This is a genomic window from Stenotrophomonas sp. YJH_SMC_135 (assembly GCF_059372355.1).
On record NZ_JCAFVN010000004.1, the window covers coordinates 241,533 to 260,360 of the forward strand.

An 18,828-nucleotide genomic window follows, 5' to 3' on the forward strand; every position below is an offset into this window, starting at 1 on the left:
CCGGGCAATCGGTTGCCGGCCAGCGGCCGGCACTACCGATGGTTTACCCCAACCGCCACAGCAGCAGGCGGTTGTTGGCCGGCATCGCCACATCCCCCAGGCGGGTGAATCCGTGGTCGGCGGCCAGCGCCTGCACCGCTTCGCTATCGCGGATGCCGCTGCGCGGGTCGCGCGCCTTCAGCCAGGCATCGAACTGCGCGTTGCTGTCGCTGCTGTAGCGGCCGCCGTAGTTGAACGGGCCGTACGCCGCCAGCAGCGCGCCGCGACGCAGCACCGATGGCAGCGCGGCGAACAACGCCTGCACGTGCGCCCAACTCATGATGTGCAACGTGTTGGCGCTGAACGCGGCGTCGAACGTGCTGCCCTGTGGCAGGCTGAGCCCAGGCGCCGGTGGCAGTTCCACCTGCAGCGCCACCGCCGGCAGCAGGTTCAGCAGCGCCGCTTCCGCGCGCCAGGCCTCGATGCCGGGCAGATGGTCCGGATGGTCGCTGGGCTGCCAGCGCAGCCAGGGCCAACGCTCGGCGAAGAAGGCCGCGGGCTGGCCGGTGCCGCTGCCGATTTCCAGCACCCGATGGCGGTCGCCCATCCACGGGTCGAGTGCGGCGGCGATCGGTTCGCGGTTGCGCTCGCAGGCTTCTGAATACGGCTTGCTCGACATCAGGAGGGTGTCCGGGCGGGGGCGGCCCCATTGTGCACCAGGGAGTGTTCCGAGCAGGGCTGCGCCCTGCACCTGCTTCAAGCCACAGCAACGGCAACAGCCAAAGCCAAAGCAACAGCAACAGCGGGCTTCCTGAGGGATGGCGGGGTGGATCCGGTGGCAGGGGACGCCGTAAATCCGTCCATGGAGGCTCGGTCGCGCCATCCATGGCGCTCACGCCCCTGCCACCGGACCCACCCCGCCTTCGACAGTTGGCCGCGATCTGTCGGAAACACTCTTGGGGTCAGATCCGTTTTCCGCAGGAAAACGGATCTGACCCCGAATTTCATTCGATATCTGACAGATGTGTCGACCAAGGTCGACACCTACCAGCAGCGCACGGAATCTGTCAGAGGCGGGGCGGTGTGGGTGGGCAGGACCGTTGGCGCCATGGATGGCGCCATCGAGCCCCCATGGGTGAGGGCACTTTGCTTGCGAAGCACTGCTTCGCAAGCGCCCGAACGCCCAGCCGCCAGCGGCTGGGCCGGACCCCGGAGGGGGGTTAACGGCGTGTCCTGCCCACCCACACCGCCCCGCCATCCCTCAGCAAGCCCGCTGTTGCTGTGGCTGTTGCTCCGGCTCTGAGCAGGTGCAGGGCGCAGCCCTGCCGTAACACCCCCAACCATGACTGCAGTCACTTGCCCGGATGCCCCGCGCTGGCGAAAGTCGAGTGGTTGACGTGATCGGCTCGGCCCGTTGCCGGCCGCACGCAAGCGAGAGAGAGAAACGCTGTGCAACGACGTGAGTTCCTGGCTTTTTCCGGTCTGGGCCTGGCGGGCCTGCTGCTGCCGCATTCCCGTGCCATCGCCGCCGAGCAACTGCTCGCCCCGGTCGACACCCTCCAGCGCAGGCGCCTGGCGGACGTGGCGCTGGCCACCGCACGCACGGCCAAGGCCAGCTACTGCGATGTGCGCATCGGCCGCTACCTCAACCAGTCGGTCATCACCCGCGAGCATCAGGTCGGCAACGTGACCAACCGCGAATCGTCCGGCGTGGGCGTGCGGGTGATCGTCAACGGGGCCTGGGGCTTCGCTGCCACCCACCAGCAGACCGAGGCCGCCGTACGCGCTGCGGTCGAGCAGGCGGCCGCGATCGCCCGCGCCAACGCCAGCATCCAGACCCGGCCGGTGCAGCTGGCGCCGACGCCGCCGGTCGGGGAGGTGCGCTGGCAGACCCCCGTCCGCAGGAACGCGATGGCGGTGCCGATCCAGGACAAGGTCGAACTGCTGCTGGCCCTCAATGCCGCCGCGCTGGATGCGGGCGCCGACTACATCAATTCCACCCTGTTCCTGGTCAACGAACAGAAGTACTTCGCCTCCAGCGATGGCTCGTTCATCGACCAGGACATCCATCGCATCTGGCTGCCGTTCACCGCCACCGCCATCGACAAGGCCAGCGGCAGGTTCCGCACCCGCGCCGGCCTGTCCTCGCCGATGGGCATGGGCTATGAGTTCCTCGATGGCGATGCGCGCGGCAAGGTGCACCTGCCCGGTGGCATCACCGCTTACCGCGATTCCTACGACCCGGTCGAGGACGCCATTGCGGCCGCCCGCCACGCGCGCGAGAAACTGAAGGCGCCGTCGGTGAAGCCCGGCAAGTACGACCTGGTGCTGGACCCGTCCAACCTGTTCCTGACCATCCACGAAAACGTCGGCCACCCGCTGGAGCTGGACCGCGTGCTCGGCTACGAAGCCAACTACGCCGGCACCAGCTTCGCCACGCTGGACAAGCGCGATGCGGGTTTCCGCTGGGGCAGCGACATCGTCACCTTCTTCGCCGACAAGACCCAGCCGGGCAGCCTCGGTGCGGTCGGCTACGACGACGAGGGCGTCAAGACCCAGCGCTGGGACCTGGTGCGCGACGGCATCCTGGTCGATTACCAGGCCACCCGCGATGAAGCCCATATCCTCGGCCGCGATGCATCGCATGGCTGCAGCTACGCCGATTCCTGGTCCAGCGTGCAGTTCCAGCGCATGGCCAATGTCTCGCTGGCGCCGGGCAAGCAGCCGCTCAGCGTCGAGGACATGATCAAGGACGTGGAGAACGGTATCTACATCCACGGCCGGGGGTCGTACTCGATCGACCAGCAGCGCTACAACGCGCAGTTCGGTGGCCAGCTGTACTACCAGATCAAGGACGGAAAGATCGCCGGCATGATCGAGGATGCGGCCTACCAGATCCGCACGCCGGAATTCTGGAATGCCTGCACGGCCATCTGCGATGAACGCGATTTCCGCCTGGGCGGTTCGTTCTTCGACGGCAAGGGCCAGCCCGGCCAGGTCTCGGCGGTCTCGCACGGTTCGTCCACCACCCGCTTCAACGGCATCAACATCATCAACACCGCGCGCAGTCTCGGCGCTTGAGCCACCCATCCTTCGACATGGAGAGCAGCCTTGCAAAGACGTGACTTCCTGGCCCTGACCGGGCTTACCGCGGGCGGGCTGATCGTGCCCTCCTTCTTCGGCAAGGTGATCGCCGCCGAGCAGCTGCAGTCCAGCCTCGACCCGGCATTGAAGAAGCGCCTGGCCGACGCGGCGCTGCAGGCGGCGCGCAGCGCCGGTGCCACCTACTGCGACGTGCGCATCGGCCGCTACCTGCGGCAGTTCGTGATCACCCGCGAGGACAAGGTGCAGAACGTGGTGAACACCGAGTCCACCGGCGTGGGCATCCGCGTGATCGTCAACGGCGCCTGGGGCTTCGCCGCCACCAACGCACTGGGTACCGCCGACGTGGCCAGGGCCGCGCAGCAGGCGGCGGCCATCGCCAAGGCCAATGCCGGCGTGCAGACCGCACCGGTGCAGCTGGCCAAGGCGCCGGGCGTGGGTGAGGTGAGCTGGCGCACGCCGATCCGCAAGAATGCGATGGAGGTGCCGATCAAGGACAAGGTCGGTCTGCTGCTGGACGTCAACGCTGCCGCAATGGGCGCTGGTGCCAGCTTCGTCAACTCGATGCTGTTCCTGGTCAACGAGCAGAAGTACTTCGCTTCCACCGATGGTTCCTATATCGACCAGGACGTGCACCGCATCTGGGCGCCGATGACGGTCACCGCCATCGACAAGAGCAGCGGCAAGTTCCGCACCCGTTCGGGCCTGTCCTCGCCGATGGGCCTGGGCTACGAGTACCTGGACGGCGCCGCCGCCGGCAAGGTGGTCAGTCCGAATGGCGTGGTCAACTACAGTTCTTCCTACGACATGAAGGAAGACGCCATCGCCGCCGCCCGGCAGGCGCAGGAAAAGCTGAAGGCCCCGTCGGTGAAGCCGGGCAAGTACGATCTGGTGCTCGATCCGTCGCATACCTGGCTGACCATCCACGAGTCGATCGGCCACCCGCTGGAACTGGACCGCGTGCTCGGCTACGAAGCCAACTACGCCGGCACCAGCTTCGCCACCCTGGACAAGCGCGAACAGCATTTCCAGTACGGCAGCGATCTGGTCAACATCTTCGCCGATAAGACCCAGCCCGGCAGCCTCGGCGCGGTGGCATACGACGATGAAGGCGTGAAGTGCAAGCGCTGGGACCTGATCAGCAACGGCAAGCTGGTGGACTACCAGACCATCCGCGACCAGGCCCACATCCTCGGCAAGACCGAGTCCGACGGCTGCTGCTATGCCGACTCGTGGTCCAGCGTGCAGTTCCAGCGCATGGCCAACGTGTCGATGGCACCGGGCAAGACGCCGCTGAGCGTGCCGGACCTGATCAAGGACGTGGAGAACGGCATCTACATCATCGGTGATGGCTCGTTCTCGATCGACCAGCAGCGCTACAACGCGCAGTTCGGCGGCCAGCTGTTCTACGAGATCAAGAACGGCCAGATCACCCGCATGCTGGAAGACGTGGCTTACCAGATCCGCACGCCGGAGTTCTGGAACGCCTGCACCGCCGTGGCCGACGAACGCGACTACCGCCTGGGCGGTTCGTTCTTCGACGGCAAGGGCCAGCCGGGACAGGTCTCGGCGGTCTCGCACGGCTCGTCCACCGCGCGCTTCAACGGCATCAACGTCATCAACACCGCACGCAGCCTCGGCTGACCGGTCAGGAGCCCTTACACCATGAGTATCTTCACCGAAGCCCAGGCCAAGGCCATCCTCGACAAGGTCATCGCCCTGTCCAAGGCCGACGAGTGCACCGCCGTGCTGGCCGGCGCGATCAGCGGCAACATCCGCTTCGCGCTGAACAATGTCTCCACCAGTGGCATCGTCGACAACACCGAACTGGCAGTCACCGTCGCCTTCGGCAAGCGCGTCGGCACCGCCTCGATCAACGAGTTCGACGATGCCGCGCTGGAACGCGTGGTGCGCCGTGCCGAAGACCTGGCCCGCCTGGCCCCGGAGAACCCGGAGTTCATGCCGGCCATCGGCAAGCAGAGCTACCGCGCCAGCCCCACCTTCAGCGAATCCACTGCTGCCATCGATCCGGCGTTCCGTGCCAAGGTCGCCGCCGATTCGATCGCCCCGTGCCGTGGTCACGGCCTGATCGCCGCCGGCTTCCTCGAGGATGGCCAGGGCTTCCAGGCCACCGCCAACAGCAACGGCAACTTCGCCTACCAGCGCACCACCAACTTCGATTACACCTGCACCGTGCGCACTGAAGATGGCCGCGGCTCGGGCTGGGTCGGCCGCAACCTGAAGGATGCGGCCGACTTCAAGGCCGACCAGGACATCCGCATCGCCATGCGCAAGGCCACCGAGTCGGCCGAAGCCAAGGCGCTGGAACCGGGCAAGTACACGGTGATCCTGGAGCCGGCCGCAGCGGCAGGCCTGATCAGCTTCATGATGAACTTCTTCAGTGCGCGCTCGGCCGATGAAGGCCGCAGCTTCCTGTCGAAGAAGGGTGGTGGCAACAAGCTGGGCGAGCAGGTCTACGACCCGCGCGTGACCATGATCGCCGATCCGTGGCATCCGGACGCACCGGTGCTGCCGTGGGACAACGAAGGCCTGCCGCGCGAGCGCATGGCCATCATCGAGAACGGCAAGATCGCCAACCTGGACTACTCGCGCTTCTGGGCGCAGAAGCAGGGCAAGACCGCCAAGGCCTCGCCGGGCAACCTGCTGATGAGCGGTGGCGACAAAAGCACCGCCGAGCTGGTGCGTGGCACCCAGAAGGGCATCCTGGTCACGCGTACCTGGTACATCCGCATGGTCGATCCGCAGACGGTGCTGCTGACCGGCCTCACCCGCGACGGCACCTTCTACATCGAGAACGGCCAGATCAAGCACCCGGTGAAGAACTTCCGCTTCAACGAGTCGCCGGTGATCATGCTCAACAACATCGAAGAGCTGGGCAAGCCGGTGCGTGTGGCCGGTGATGAGTCCAGCTACGTGATGATGATCCCGCCGATGAAGCTGCGCGATTTCACCTTCACCTCGCTGTCCGACGCTGTCTGATGGATCGCCGGGCCTGCCTGCGCTGGTTGGCCGCTGCCGCTTCGGCGGCGGCGCTGCCGGCCTGGGCACAGGCAGGCCCGCGCAGTTCGCGCTACGACTTCTGGTTCACCCGCCTGCAGTACGACTCCGGTGACTGGGACGTGGACGCGCGCATGCCGTCCAACCTGATCACCTCGCTGATCGACTACACCTCGCTGCGCGTGGACCCGCAGGAGCACGTGGTGGCACTGGCCGACCCGCGCATGCTGGAAGCGCCGTTCTGCTACCTGGCCGGCCACACGCTGGTGGAGTTCAATGCCGCCGAGCGGCAGAACTTCGTGCGCTATGTGCGCAATGGCGGCTTCGTCTTCGTCGACGACTGCAACCACGATATCGATGGGCTGTTCGCCACCTCGTTCGAGGCACAGATGGGCCGCCTGTTTGGTCCCAGGGCACTGCAGAAGCTGCCCAACAGCCACCCGCTGTACCGCAGCTTCTTCCGTTTCCCCGATGGCCCGCCGGCCACCAGCTTCGAACTCAACGGCTGGGGCGACGACCTGGTGCACGACTACCTGAAGGGCATCGAGATCGATGGCCGCCTGGGGCTGCTCTACAGCAACAAGGACTACGGCTGCGAGTGGGACTACGACTGGCGCAACAAGCGTTTCCTGGCCGAAGACAACACCCGCTTCGGCGTCAACATCGTGATGTACGCGTTGAACAATTGATAGGACCTGCACGCCCATGACTTCCCCCGACCTCGATTCCCTGTTGCCACGCCTGGATGCGCTGCGCGCCGCGCTTGCACGCGCCGTGGTGGGCCAGCACACCGTGGTCGAGCAGCTGCTGATCGGCCTGCTGGCCGGCGGCCACTGCCTGCTGGAAGGCGCGCCCGGGCTCGGCAAGACCCTGCTGGTGCGCTCGCTCGGGCAGGCGCTGGAACTGCAGTTCCGGCGCGTGCAGTTCACCCCCGACCTGATGCCCAGCGACATCCTCGGCACCGAGCTGCTGGAGGAAGACCACGGCACCGGCCATCGCCATTTCCGTTTCCAGCAGGGCCCGATCTTCACCCACCTGCTGTTGGCAGACGAACTCAACCGCACCCCGCCCAAGACCCAGGCCGCACTGCTGGAAGCGATGCAGGAACGCACGGTCAGCTACGCCGGCACCACCTACGCACTGCCGGCGCCGTTCTTCGTGCTGGCCACACAGAACCCGATCGAGCAGGCGGGCACTTACCCGCTGCCGGAAGCGCAGCTGGACCGCTTCCTGCTGCACGTGCTGGTGGATTACCCCAGCGAGGACGAGGAGCGGCAGATCCTGGAACAGACCACCGGCGGCGCCAACGACGCGGTGCCGAAGGTGATGGATGCAGAGGCGGTGATCGCGCTGCAGGCCGCCGTACGCCAGGTGCATGTCAGCCCGGATGTGCTGGCCTGGATCACCCGCTTGGTGCGCGCCAGCCGCCCAGGCGAAGGCGCACCCGCCGCGATCAACCAGTGGGTGAAGTGGGGCGCGGGCCCGCGCGCCGGACAGTCGCTGGTGCTGGCGGCAAAAGCGCGCGCATTGCTGCAGGGCCGCTTTGCCGCCACCCGCGAGGATGTGCAGGCACTGGCCGCGCCGGTGATGCGCCATCGCCTGCTGCTGTCGTTCGCCGCCGAGGCCGAGCAGAAGCGTGCCGACGACGTGGTCGCCGCCCTGCTGCAGGCCGTGCCGTTCCCGGGTTGAGCCACCCGTGAACGCCGGTACCCCGCTGACCTTGCCACCGGAACTGCGTGCGCGCCTGCGCACGCTCCGCGTGCGGCCACGCCTGGCCAGTGGCGCCAGTGGCATCGGCCAGCACGCCAGCCGCAGCCGCGGTGCCGGCCTCGAATTCGCCCAGTACCGTGCCTACGAACCAGGCGATGAGCTGCGCCAGATCGACTGGAAGCTGTATGCACGCTCGGACCGCTTCTTCGTGCGCGAATCCGAACGCGAAAGCCCGATCACGGTCTGGCTGCTGCTTGATGCCACCGCCTCGGCCGGCCAGGCCGATCGCGCGGCACCGCAGCGCACCCGCCTGGACCACATGCGCGGTGTGGCCGCCTGCGTGGTGGAACTGGCCCTGCAGCAGAGCGACCGTTTCGGCCTGCTGGCGATCAATGGCGATGGACTGCAGTTGGTGCCCGCAGCGAACGGCGCACGCCAGCGTGATCGCGTGCACCTGCAACTGCATGCACTGCAGGCGCGTGGCGGCTGGCCTGTGGCCGATCGCCTGCGCCCGCTGTGGGAGCGCGTGCGCCCGGGCGATCTGCTGCTGGCGATCGGCGACGGTTTTGACGAGGCCGGCATTGTGCTGCTGGAACAACTGGCCAGCGCACGCCGCGAAGTGGCACTGCTGCAGATCCTCACCGCCGACGAGCGGGACTTCCCGTTCGGCGCAGGCCATCGCTTCCGCGATCCGGAGACCGGCGAGGAACTGCTGGGCGATGGCGCGGCGATCCGCACCGACTACCTGCAACGCTTCGCTGACGCACGCAACGCATTGCAGTCGCGCCTGCAGGCCAGCGGCATCGCCAGTGCCACTGGCTGGCTCGACCAGCCGCTGGACCAACCACTGCAGGCACTGTTTGGCCGCAGGGGCGGCGCATGACCCTGCTGTTCCCGTTGGGCCTGGCCGCGCTCGCTGCAGGGTTGCTGCCGCTGCTGATCCACCTCGCCCGCCGCCATCCGTACACACCGCTGGATTTCGCCGCGCTGCGCTGGCTGCGTGCACAGATCCGGCCGCGCCAGCGCATCCGCTTCGATGACTGGCCGTTGCTGCTGGTGCGCCTGCTGTTGCTTGCCGCGTTGGCCTTGCTGCTGGCACGACCTGCATTGACCGGGCCTGCGCCAGCCCTCACTGCGTGGACGGTCGTAGCCCCAGGGCTGGACGCGACCGCACTACGCGGCACCGCCGAAGCGGGCAACTGGCATTGGCTGGCGCCCGGCTTCCCTGCCATTGATCAAGTGCCACCCGCGTCCACGGCTTCCCTGCCCAGCCTGCTGCGCGAACTGGACGCACAGCTGCCTGCGGGCACCGCATTGACCGTGCACGTTCCCGATCCCCTGCCCGGCCTGGACGGCGCACGCCTGCAGCTGTCGCGCGAGGTGCAGTGGCGCCCGCAGCCGATACCGGTGAGTGAGCGACCGAGTGCCGCAACGTTGCCGCGCCTGCGCGTGCACAGCGATGCTTCGGCCGCCGTCCAGCACTGGTTGAATGCACTGCAGCGCGCGTGGGGCAGGCAGGCGCCGCTCGCGCCTCTGGTGGCGGATGCGCTGCCCGAACGCGGCGAGATCGGCGTGTGGAGCCGCACTGGCGCACTGCCGGCGAACTGGCAGGCGTGGCTGCAGGACGGCGGACGTGTAGTGACTGCCGGCAAGCCTGCCGCCGAGGCCAGCATCCTGCTGCGCAACACCGAGGGCTCCCCGCTGCTGTGGCAGCAACGCATCGGCCACGGTGTCCTGCTGTCTCTGCCCGGCGACTGGGATGCCTCAGGCAACGCTGCGCTGCGCGATCCGCAGTTGCCACGCGCGCTGCTGCTGGCTCTGCAGCCGCCTCCGCTGCCACGCCTCGGCGATGCCCAGGACCAGGCCCCCCGCCAGGCAGCACTGCCTGCGGCAACGCCGCCGCTGCGCAAGCTCACCCCGTGGTTGCTGCTGGCCATCGTGCTGCTGTTCGCGCTGGAACGCTGGATGGCCAGCAGTCATCGACGCAGGGGGCCCGCATGAACACCCTGCAGCTCGCCTGGCAGCACGCGCGCCGCCGCCGTGCGCTCGTCACCCTGCTGCTGGGCCTGCCGTGGGCGCTGGCCGCAACGGTGCTGGCGCTGCGCCTGGCGGGCTTCGATATCGCCTGCGTGATCGGCACCATCGGCCTGCTTGCCTGCGCAGCGCTCGCCACGGCACGCTCCCGCCAGCTGGACCCGCAGTGGTTGCAGCGCCAGCTCGATGGCAGCGGCGCCAGTGAGGACAGTGCCGACCTGCTGTTTGCCGATGCGCTTACCCTCAATCCGCTGCAGCAGCGCCAGCGCGCGCATGTGCTGGCCACGCTGGAACGCGCGATGCCGGAACTGCGTCCGCGCTGGCCGCGTGGAGCATTGGCGCTGTGCTGGATCGCGGGCCTGGCCATCGTTGCGCTGGCATTCGGCTGGCCACGTTCCAGCCCCGGCTCCGCGCCGGCCCGTGCGTCGGCGCCTGGCAGCACGGCTGCCGCGGGCCCACTGCACCTGCAGTCCACCCGCATGCGCATCGACGCGCCGGCCTATACCGGCCAGGCCACGCTCACCCAGAACGCACTGGATGCCAAGGTCGCCGCCGACAGCCGGCTGTCGTGGTCGTTGCGCTTTGATCGCGCACCGGACAAGGCATGGCTGCAGTTCCACGATGGTCGCCGGTTGCCGCTGAACGAACACGATGGCCAGTGGCAGGCACAGGATGTGGCGCGCACGCCGGTGCTGTACCGCGTGGTGAGCGAGCCGGCGTTGGCCGGAACCGACCTGCATCGTCTGGACGTGGTCGCCGACCGCGCGCCCGGCGTACGCGTGCTGGAGCCGGCCGCCAGCCTGGTGCTGGGCACGCCCGGGCAACGCCAGTGGTCGTTGCGCTTCGAGGCCACCGACGACTACGGCGTAGCCGCGCAGGCAACGCTGTCGGTCACCACCACCCAGGGCAGCGGTGAGAACATCACCTTCGTGAAACGCAGCGTGACGCTTGGCGGCAGCGGCGAAGCCACCGCGCGGCGTTTCGCCCACACGCTTGATCTGGCTGCGCTGGGCGCGCAACCGGGCAACGATGTCATCGCCCAGCTGGAAGTGCGCGACAACCACGCGCCAACGCCGCAGACCGGGCGCAGCAGCAGCGTGATCCTGCGCTTGCCTAGCGCCGAGGTTGCACTCGGTGCCGAACTGGAAGGCCGCATCAAGAAGACCCTGCCGGCCTATTTCCGCAGCCAGCGGCAGATCATCATCGATGCCGAGGCGTTGATCCGGCAGCGACGCAGCCTCGCCGCCGAGGACTTCGTGAAACGCAGCGATGCGATCGGTGTCGACCAGCGCATCCTGCGCCTGCGCTATGGCCAGTTCCTGGGCGAAGAAAGCGAAGGTGCACCGAAACCACCGCCGACCAGCGACCTGCCCACCAGCGATGCGCCGGCTGCAGACAGCCACGACGACGATCACGATCACGGCCATGGCGGCGAGGCCGGAGCGCACGATGAGCATGGCCACGACCACGGCGGCAAGGCGTCCAATGCCGATGCGCCACCGGTGTTCGGCAGCGCCACCGATGTGCTGTCGGAGTACGGCCACACCCACGACCATGCCGAGGCCGCGACCCTGCTCGACCCGCAGACCCGTGCCACGCTGAAGGCCGCGCTGGACCAGATGTGGTCGGCCGAAGGCGAGCTGCGCCAGGGCCGTCCGGAGCAGGCGTTGCCGTTTGCCAACAAGGCGCTGGCTTTCATCAAGCAGGTGCAGCAGGCCGAACGCATCTATCTGGCCCGGGTCGGGCCGGAGCTGCCGCCGATCGATGAAGGGCGCCGGCTGGGTGGCGATCGCGCCGGGCTGGCCAGTCGCGAACTGCCGCTGGCCGCACGCACGCCGCCCGACCCGGCCATCATCGAAGCGTGGCAGCGCCTCGGCGATGACACCAGCGTGCCCGACCTCGACGCACTCGCCAGCTGGCAGCAGCGCAATGCCGCCTACCTGCCCGACGCACTCGATCTGGCTGCCGCCATCGAGCAGCTGCGCATCGAACCCGGTTGCCGCGACTGCCGCCAGCGCCTGCGCGCGCAGCTGTGGCGGGCGCTGCAGCGTCCATTGCCGCAGGCGATGCGGCGCAGTGCCGCCGATGCGATGGGGCAGCGGTACCTTGATGCGCTGGAGGCGCAGCCATGAACGCCTCTGCTGTGAACCTGTGGATTGCGCTGGCACTCGCCCTGATCGTGGTCATCGCCAGCGTGCGCCAGCTGCGTGGCAATGCCGCGCGTCGTGGCCGCCAGTGGATCGTGATTGCGCTGCAGCTGATCGCTGCCACGCTGCTGTACTTCTGCCTGGTCCCGCCCACCGGCCAGCAACCCGCGGTCGGCCTGGTCGTGCTGGGAATCGATGCCGACAAGGCCGGCGCGCTGCCGGCCAGCGCAGGCCCGCGGCTGCTGTTGCCGGAGGCTGCCGATGTGCCCGGGGGCCAGCGCGTGCCGGACCTGGCCACGGCGCTGCGCCAGCATCCGGCTTCCACGCTGACGCTGGTCGGTGCCGGCCTGGTCGCGCGTGACCGCGACGCGGTACTGCCACGCGACGTGCGCTGGCAGCCGGTAGCTCCGATGCGCGGGTGGATCGCGCTGCAGCCACCCGCCGACGCCGCGCCCGGCGCACGCTTCGACGTGCATGCACAGGCGCGCGGCGTCACCAAGGCCAAGGCGGAACTGCTTGATCCCGCCGACAGCGTGGTCGATCGCGTGGACGTTGCCGAGGACGGTCGCGTGCAGCTCAGCGGCATCGCCCGCGCCGAGGGCCGCAGCGTGTTCCAGCTGCGCCTGCTCGATGCCGGCGGTCATGTGGTGGACAGCGCGCCGGTACCGCAGCAGACCCTGCCGGCGGCACCGCTGCGCATGCTGGTGCGTGCCAGTGCGCCGGGCCCGGAGCTGAAGTACCTGCGCCGCTGGGCCGCCGATACCGGCATCCGCGTGCAGGTACAGGCCGATACCGGGGCAGGTGTCAGCGTGGGGGATGGCGCGGTCGCGCTGGATGCAGCGTCACTCGCGCGCAGCGATCTGTTGCTGCTGGACGAGCGCAGCCTGGCCGCATTGAGTGCCGGCCAGCTGGCTGCCGTGCGGCAGGCGTTGCGCGACGGCCTTGGCGTTCTGTTGCGCAGTGCAGGCGCACCTGCAGCCGGCGCGCGCCAGCGCCTCCGCGATCTGGGCCTGCCAGTGCAGGGCGATGGCAGCAGCCACGCCCTCGAACTTCCCGGCGACGGCGACAGCGCGGTCCTCGCCGCACGACGCGGCCCGCTCGCCGCCGGAACGCTGCCGACCGGCTACGGCGAGGACGCTGACCGCAGCTCGCACAGTGCGCCCCTGCCCGCGCTGGAAGCACTGGCGCTGCAGGCGCCAGGCAGCAACGCCCTGCTGCGGGATGGGACGGGCAAGGCCGTCGGCGGCTGGCGCGCTGCCGGCAAGGGTCGCATCGGCCTGCTGCCGATCACCGACAGCTGGCGCTGGGTGCTGGCCGGGCGCGATGATCGCCACGGTGAACTCTGGAGCAGCGTCGTCGCCACGCTGGCGCGTGCGCAGGGCAGCGGTGATGCGCTGTGGTCGCCGCAGACGCTCGGCTGGGCGGGCGAACGGCAGGCGCTGTGCGGCGTGCAGGCGCCACTGCAGGTCTTCAACGCGCGCGGCGAAGGCACGCCGCTGATCGTCGATGGCGCGACGTCGGCCCTGCGCTGTGCCGGCTGGTGGCCGCGCGAGGCGGGTTGGCAGCGCCTGCAGCACGGCGACACCACGGTCTGGCGCTATGTGTTCGACCCGAAGGCCGCACCTGCACTGCACCAGCAGGCGATGATCGATGCAACCACGCGAGCGTTGTCCGTCAGCGGGCCGACGAACACGGCGATGATGCAGCCCGTGCCGGGCTCACGCTGGCCGTGGTGGCTGGCGTTCACGGTGTGCGCATCGCTGCTGTGGTGGCTGGAACGGCGGCGCTGACCCGGGGTCGGATCCCTGTCGCCCGCGAAGGGGCTCTGACCCCCTCCGTCATGCGTCCTTCAGCGTTTCCCCGCGCGCCGGTAAACGCCGTTGAAGCGCACGTTCATGCCACCGCATTCGCTGTTGTCGGCCACGATCAGCACCTCGCCCAGCGAGTGCACGCGCACCCGGCACGTGTCCTCGACGAACTCGACATCAGCACCACGCGGCGTCGCGCGCGCTTCTACCTGGCCCATGTTCGGGCCATACGGGCGCTGTTCCGGCGTGGGGTTGGCAGAGGGCCAGTAGGCGTCGCCATCCACATGCAGTTGTCCACCCTGCACGGTGATGCGCAGGCCGTTGTCGCCGTCTTTCCAGTGGCCCACCCAGTCCTGCAGCGTTGGCACGGCCACCGGCAACGGCTGCAGCTTGCTGCGGTCCACCCAGCCGGCGCTGCCGCCCACCTTGTTCGGGAAGAACGCACAGCGGTAGCGGCCAAGGTCGCGACCGGTCACCACCGTATCGCCGTTGACCACATAGCTGCGCTGGCGGCAGGCCGGTTCGCCCTTGGCGGGGCACCCGTCCATGTCGCCGAGCAGATACAGGCGCGGTGCGTCGACCACCCGCGCCAGCGCGAACCGGCTCTGTTCGGAGGGGAACGCGCCATTGCGGCACGCGCCATCACCGGCGATGCCGGCAGCAAAGGCGGACGCGGGCAGCAATGCAGCCAGCAGGCAGAACGAACGCAGGAACATGGCAGCGCTATCGGTTGAGGAACCGGCAGGATATACCGGCCTACTTCACCGGCGGTGCATCACCGGCATCCTGCTGCTGGGAGAACCGCAGCGCACGCTGCCGCTGTTCGGCACTGAGCTCAGGCGGTGGCCGGGCGATGGCGGACTGGATCTGGTCGGGGCCACCGGTGAGCTTGTTCAGGCCCCGGCCCGCCGCCAGCACGCCCTTGACCACGCCCATCATGATGTAGCCGCCGCCCATGCTGACCTGCTCCGGTGACGGTGGCTCGCTCCAGTCGCGGCTGAAGCGGTTGTCGCCGAACTTCACCGGGTTCTTGAAGCGGTACAGGTCCAGCGGCTCGTCGTCGGGCTTGAGTGCACGCACCTCGCCGAGGGTGGTGACGTTGTCCTGCGGCAGGGCGGTGGAGATCGGCGCGGTGGCTGCTGCCGGGGCATCAGCAGGGGGAACGGGTGCAGGATCGGGCACCGACATCGGCGCGGCCTGCTGCGCCTGCGCGATGCCGGCCAGCAGCATGCCGGCCAGGAGTGCTCCCTGCGTTCCACGTCGTGCCACAGCCATCCGCCCTGTTGGTTGCGTCCAGCGCCCAAGGATACGGATGCCGGCTTCAGATTTCGTTGCTGCACTGGCAGCTGTTCAGCCAGGGGAGATGCGGCGGCGCCACGGGACGCGAGCACTGAACGGTTCACGCCCTCCGTGTGCGATGTCTCACATCCTGAGACGTGGATGTGGTGCCATGTGACCCCTCGCAATCCGTCCCGGCTCCACTTTCCATGGCTTACGAACTCGCCAAGCGCACCGCCGATGCCGAGCAGAAGCTCGCCACCCGCGATGGCCTGCCCGCCCGTGACGGCGCCCTGCTCAGCGCGCGCCTGCAGCGCCGCTACCAGGACCGCATCACCGGCAGCTTTGCCATTCCCGGCCGCGAGGGCCGCTACGCCCCCATTCCCGATGCGGTACCGCCGGCCCTGGCCGCGGCCCTGAAGGCACGCGGCATCGAGCAGCTCTACAGCCACCAGGCCGAGGCCTGGGAGGCCAGCCAGCGTGGTGAGCACGTGGCCATCGTCACCCCCACCGCCAGCGGCAAGTCGCTGTGCTACACCCTGCCCGTGGTCAGCGCGGCGATGCAGGACAAGGCCAAGGCGCTGTACCTGTTCCCGACCAAGGCGCTGGCACAGGACCAGGTGGCCGAGCTGCTGGAACTCAACCGTGCCGGCGATCTGGGCGTCAAGGCCTTCACCTTCGATGGCGATACCCCGGGTGATGCGCGCCAGGCGATCCGCCTGCATGGCGACATCGTGGTGTCCAACCCGGACATGCTGCACCAGGCGATCCTGCCGCATCACACCAAGTGGGCGCAGTTCTTCGAGAACCTGCGCTACATCGTCATCGACGAAGTACACACCTACCGCGGCGTGTTCGGCAGCCACGTCACCAACGTGCTGCGCCGGCTCAAGCGCATCTGCGCGTTCTACGGCGTGCAACCGCAGTTCATCCTGTGCTCGGCCACCATCGGCAATCCGCAGGCGCATGCCGAGGCGTTGATCGAGGCACCGGTCACCGCGATCACCGAATCCGGTGCGCCCAGCGGACCGAAACAGGTACTGCTGTGGAACCCGCCGGTGATCAATCCGGACCTGGGCCTGCGCGCCTCGGCACGCTCGCAGAGCAACCGCATCGCGCGCATCGCGATCAAGTCCGGGCTGAAGACCCTGGTGTTCGCGCAGACCCGGTTGATGGTCGAAGTGCTGACCAAGTACCTGAAGGACATCTTCGACCACGACCCGCGCAAGCCGCCGCGCATCCGCGCCTACCGTGGCGGCTACCTGCCCACCGAGCGCCGCGAGACCGAGCGTGCGATGCGCGCCGGCAACATCGACGGCATCGTCAGCACGTCGGCGCTGGAACTGGGCGTGGATATCGGCAGCCTGGACGTGGTCATTCTCAATGGCTATCCCGGCAGCGTGGCCGCCACCTGGCAGCGCTTCGGCCGCGCCGGTCGCCGCCAGCAGCCGGCGCTGGGGGTGATGGTGGCCAGCTCGCAGCCGCTGGACCAGTACGTGGTGCGGCACCCGGACTTCTTCGCCGAGGCCTCGCCCGAACATGCACGCATTGCACCTGACCAGCCGCTGATCCTGTTCGACCACATCCGCTGCGCAGCCTTCGAACTGCCGTTCCGGGTTGGCGATGGCTTCGGCCCGATCGATCCGGAAGTGTTCCTGGAAGCGCTGGCCGAAACCGAAGTCATCCACCGCGAAGGCGAGCGCTGGGAATGGATCGCCGACAGCTATCCGGCCAACGCGGTGAGCCTGCGCGCGGTGGCCGACGGCAACTTCGTGGTGGTCGACCGCAGCGACGGCCGCCAGCAGATCATCGCCGAGGTCGATTATTCCGCCGCCGCACTCACCCTGTACGAAGGCGCCATCCACATGGTGCAGTCCACGCCCTACCAGGTGGAGACGCTGGACTGGGACGGCCGCAAGGCCTATGTCACCCGCACGCATGTGGATTACTACACCGACAGCATCGACTTCACCAAGCTCAAGGTGCTGGACCGTTTCGACGGTGGCGTGGCCGGCCGTGGCGATTCGCACCATGGCGAAGTGCACGTGGTGCGTCGCGTGGCCGGCTACAAGAAGATCCGCTATTACACCCACGAGAACATCGGCTATGGGCCGGTGAACCTGCCCGACCAGGAACTGCACACCACTGCGGTGTGGTGGCAGCTGCCGCAGGCGCTGCTGCTGCGCGCGTTCGCCAGCAAGCAGGATGCGCTCGATGGCTTCCTTGGCGCCGCGTATGCCCTGCACATCGTCGCCACCGTGGCGGTGATGGCCGATGCGCGCGATCTGCAGAAGTCAGTCGGCAACGGCGATGGTGCCTGGTTCGCGATCGCCGACCAGAGCGGCCGTGGCCAGCTGCGCGGCAGCGAAGGCGACCCTGGCGCGGTGGAGCTGCTGCAGGAGTTCGTGCCGACCGTTTATCTGTACGACAACTTTCCTGGCGGCGTTGGCCTGAGCGAGCCGCTGTGGCAGCGCCAGGCCGAGCTGGTGCAGCGCGCGCGCGAACTGGTGCAGCGTTGCGACTGCAAGGCCGGTTGCCCGGCCTGTGTCGGCCCGGTGCTGGCTGCACAGGAGGAAGATGAAACCTCGCCGCGCGCGCTGGCGCTGCGCGTGCTCGACCTGTTCGACGCAGAAGCCTGCCAGCACGTGCGCGACCTGGTGGTGACCACGCGCGAGCCGATGGAGCTGCTGGCACCGTGAGCCTGAGCCTGGAAAAGCTGCGCCTGCTGCGGAAGCAGGCCGGCGACCCGAAAGCAGTCACGCCGGTGGCACCCGAGCCGCCCCCCCCGGCGCCGGCCCCGGTAGCCGCCAACGATGCACGGCAGCCACCGGCAGAGCGCTCGGTGTTCGCCTGGGTCGAACAGGAAATCCGCCACAAGCCGACCGGCGCTGCCGCGCCTGTGACGCCCGCCGCACCGTTGCGTCGACCGGAAGTGGGCAGCCTGCACCGCCTGCTCGGCCTGCGCTCGCGTGGTGGAGCCGCACCGGCACGCGCCAGTGCCCAGGATCGCCAGCTCCCCGGCGAGGAAATCGCGCCGGGCCTGTTCCTGATCGAGTCGCTGCAGCCGCAACCGATTCCCGTAGAACCGCTTTCCCTGGCTTTCGCCAGGCGCGAGCACGAGCACGTCGCCGCGCGCGACCTGCTGTTCTTCGATACCGAGACCACCGGCCTGGCCGGCGGCACTGGCACCCGCGCCTTCATGATCGGCGCCGCCGACTGGCATGTGTGCCCGCAGCGTGGCGAAGGCCTGCGCATCCGCCAGTTGCTGATGTCGACGATGGCCGCCGAGGACGCGATGCTGGACACCTTCGCCCGCTGGCTGCAGCCGTCCACCGTGTTCTGCAGCTACAACGGGCGCAGCTACGATGCGCCGCTGCTGAAGGCGCGCTACCGGCTGGCCCGCCAGCGTTGCCCGATCAGCGCGCTGGATCACGTCGACCTGCTCTACCCGACCCGCCGCCGCTATCGCGGCACGTGGGAGAACTGCAAGCTGTCCACCATTGAGCGCCAGCTGCTGCGCGTGGTGCGCGAGGATGACCTGCCTGGCTCCGAAGCCCCGGGCGCATGGCTGCGTTTCCTGCGCGGCGGCGATGCGGTGAACCTGCGTCGGGTGGCCGACCACAACCATCAGGACGTGGTCACCCTGGCCCTGCTGCTGCAGCGACTGGTGCGCGAGGAGCAGCGCGAGCGCGAAACACTGGCGCTGGTCGGGCAGTAATGGCCAAGGGCCGCGTTGACATGCCCTGACGGTG

Annotated in this window: 14 protein-coding genes; 11 read left to right on the top strand and 3 right to left on the bottom strand. The window is 68.6% G+C overall.

What is annotated here, in order from left to right; translation table 11 throughout:
- Positions 1 to 43: 43 nt before the first annotated feature.
- Positions 44 to 658: a DUF938 domain-containing protein gene (locus tag AC5P98_RS15865; protein ID WP_495230100.1), complete on the bottom strand. Its 615-nt coding sequence runs from the start codon at positions 656 to 658 to the stop codon at positions 44 to 46.
- A gap of 770 nt (positions 659 to 1,428) precedes the next feature.
- Between AC5P98_RS15865 and AC5P98_RS15870 the strand changes: the two genes are divergently transcribed.
- The 9 genes from AC5P98_RS15870 to AC5P98_RS15910 are packed head-to-tail and all read left to right on the top strand — an operon-like array spanning position 1,429 to position 13,780.
- A complete protein-coding gene (locus tag AC5P98_RS15870; protein ID WP_049419130.1) occupies positions 1,429 to 3,060 on the top strand; it encodes a TldD/PmbA family protein in 1,632 nt (543 codons plus the stop codon).
- 30 nt (positions 3,061 to 3,090) lie between these two features.
- Positions 3,091 to 4,725 (top strand): TldD/PmbA family protein, encoded by a 1,635-nt coding sequence (locus AC5P98_RS15875; RefSeq protein ID WP_049419129.1) that lies wholly within the window; start codon positions 3,091 to 3,093, stop codon positions 4,723 to 4,725.
- A 21-nt stretch (positions 4,726 to 4,746) separates the two neighbouring features.
- The gene (locus tag AC5P98_RS15880; protein ID WP_014645476.1) at positions 4,747 to 6,081 is read left to right on the top strand and encodes a TldD/PmbA family protein; all 1,335 of its coding nucleotides are present in this window, start codon (positions 4,747 to 4,749) and stop codon (positions 6,079 to 6,081) included.
- Positions 6,081 to 6,788 carry a DUF4159 domain-containing protein gene (locus AC5P98_RS15885; RefSeq protein ID WP_032957605.1) on the top strand — a complete coding sequence of 236 codons (708 nt, stop codon included), beginning with the start codon at positions 6,081 to 6,083 and terminating at the stop codon, positions 6,786 to 6,788. Before AC5P98_RS15880 ends, AC5P98_RS15885 begins: the two co-directional genes overlap by 1 nt.
- A gap of 16 nt (positions 6,789 to 6,804) precedes the next feature.
- On the top strand, positions 6,805 to 7,788 hold the full coding sequence (locus AC5P98_RS15890; RefSeq protein ID WP_049404208.1) for an AAA family ATPase: 984 nt from the start codon (positions 6,805 to 6,807) through the stop codon (positions 7,786 to 7,788).
- Between the two features lie 7 nt (positions 7,789 to 7,795).
- Positions 7,796 to 8,692, top strand: coding sequence for a DUF58 domain-containing protein (locus tag AC5P98_RS15895; protein ID WP_423179830.1), 897 nt, complete (start codon positions 7,796 to 7,798; stop codon positions 8,690 to 8,692).
- The gene (locus tag AC5P98_RS15900) at positions 8,689 to 9,810 is read left to right on the top strand and encodes a BatA domain-containing protein (protein WP_423179831.1); all 1,122 of its coding nucleotides are present in this window, start codon (positions 8,689 to 8,691) and stop codon (positions 9,808 to 9,810) included. The genes AC5P98_RS15895 and AC5P98_RS15900 overlap by 4 nt, the downstream gene beginning before the upstream one ends.
- On the top strand, positions 9,807 to 11,975 hold the full coding sequence (locus AC5P98_RS15905; RefSeq protein ID WP_495230102.1) for a hypothetical protein: 2,169 nt from the start codon (positions 9,807 to 9,809) through the stop codon (positions 11,973 to 11,975). Before AC5P98_RS15900 ends, AC5P98_RS15905 begins: the two co-directional genes overlap by 4 nt.
- Positions 11,972 to 13,780: a hypothetical protein gene (locus AC5P98_RS15910; RefSeq protein ID WP_495230103.1), complete on the top strand. Its 1,809-nt coding sequence runs from the start codon at positions 11,972 to 11,974 to the stop codon at positions 13,778 to 13,780. The genes AC5P98_RS15905 and AC5P98_RS15910 overlap by 4 nt, the downstream gene beginning before the upstream one ends.
- Before the next feature lie 59 nt (positions 13,781 to 13,839).
- Here the strand turns inward: AC5P98_RS15910 and AC5P98_RS15915 are convergent, their stop codons facing one another.
- Positions 13,840 to 14,514: a hypothetical protein gene (locus AC5P98_RS15915; protein ID WP_014645470.1), complete on the bottom strand. Its 675-nt coding sequence runs from the start codon at positions 14,512 to 14,514 to the stop codon at positions 13,840 to 13,842.
- Between the two features lie 40 nt (positions 14,515 to 14,554).
- Entirely contained in the window at positions 14,555 to 15,073 is a 519-nt protein-coding gene (locus AC5P98_RS15920) for a hypothetical protein (RefSeq protein WP_478439946.1), read from the bottom strand.
- Between the two features lie 212 nt (positions 15,074 to 15,285).
- Between AC5P98_RS15920 and AC5P98_RS15925 the strand changes: the two genes are divergently transcribed.
- Both AC5P98_RS15925 and AC5P98_RS15930 read left to right on the top strand, forming a co-directional pair.
- Positions 15,286 to 17,775 (top strand): DEAD/DEAH box helicase, encoded by a 2,490-nt coding sequence (locus AC5P98_RS15925; RefSeq protein WP_126411570.1) that lies wholly within the window; start codon positions 15,286 to 15,288, stop codon positions 17,773 to 17,775.
- A complete protein-coding gene (locus tag AC5P98_RS15930) occupies positions 17,772 to 18,794 on the top strand; it encodes a ribonuclease H-like domain-containing protein (RefSeq protein ID WP_495230104.1) in 1,023 nt (340 codons plus the stop codon). The genes AC5P98_RS15925 and AC5P98_RS15930 overlap by 4 nt, the downstream gene beginning before the upstream one ends.
- Positions 18,795 to 18,828: the final 34 nt, after the last annotated feature.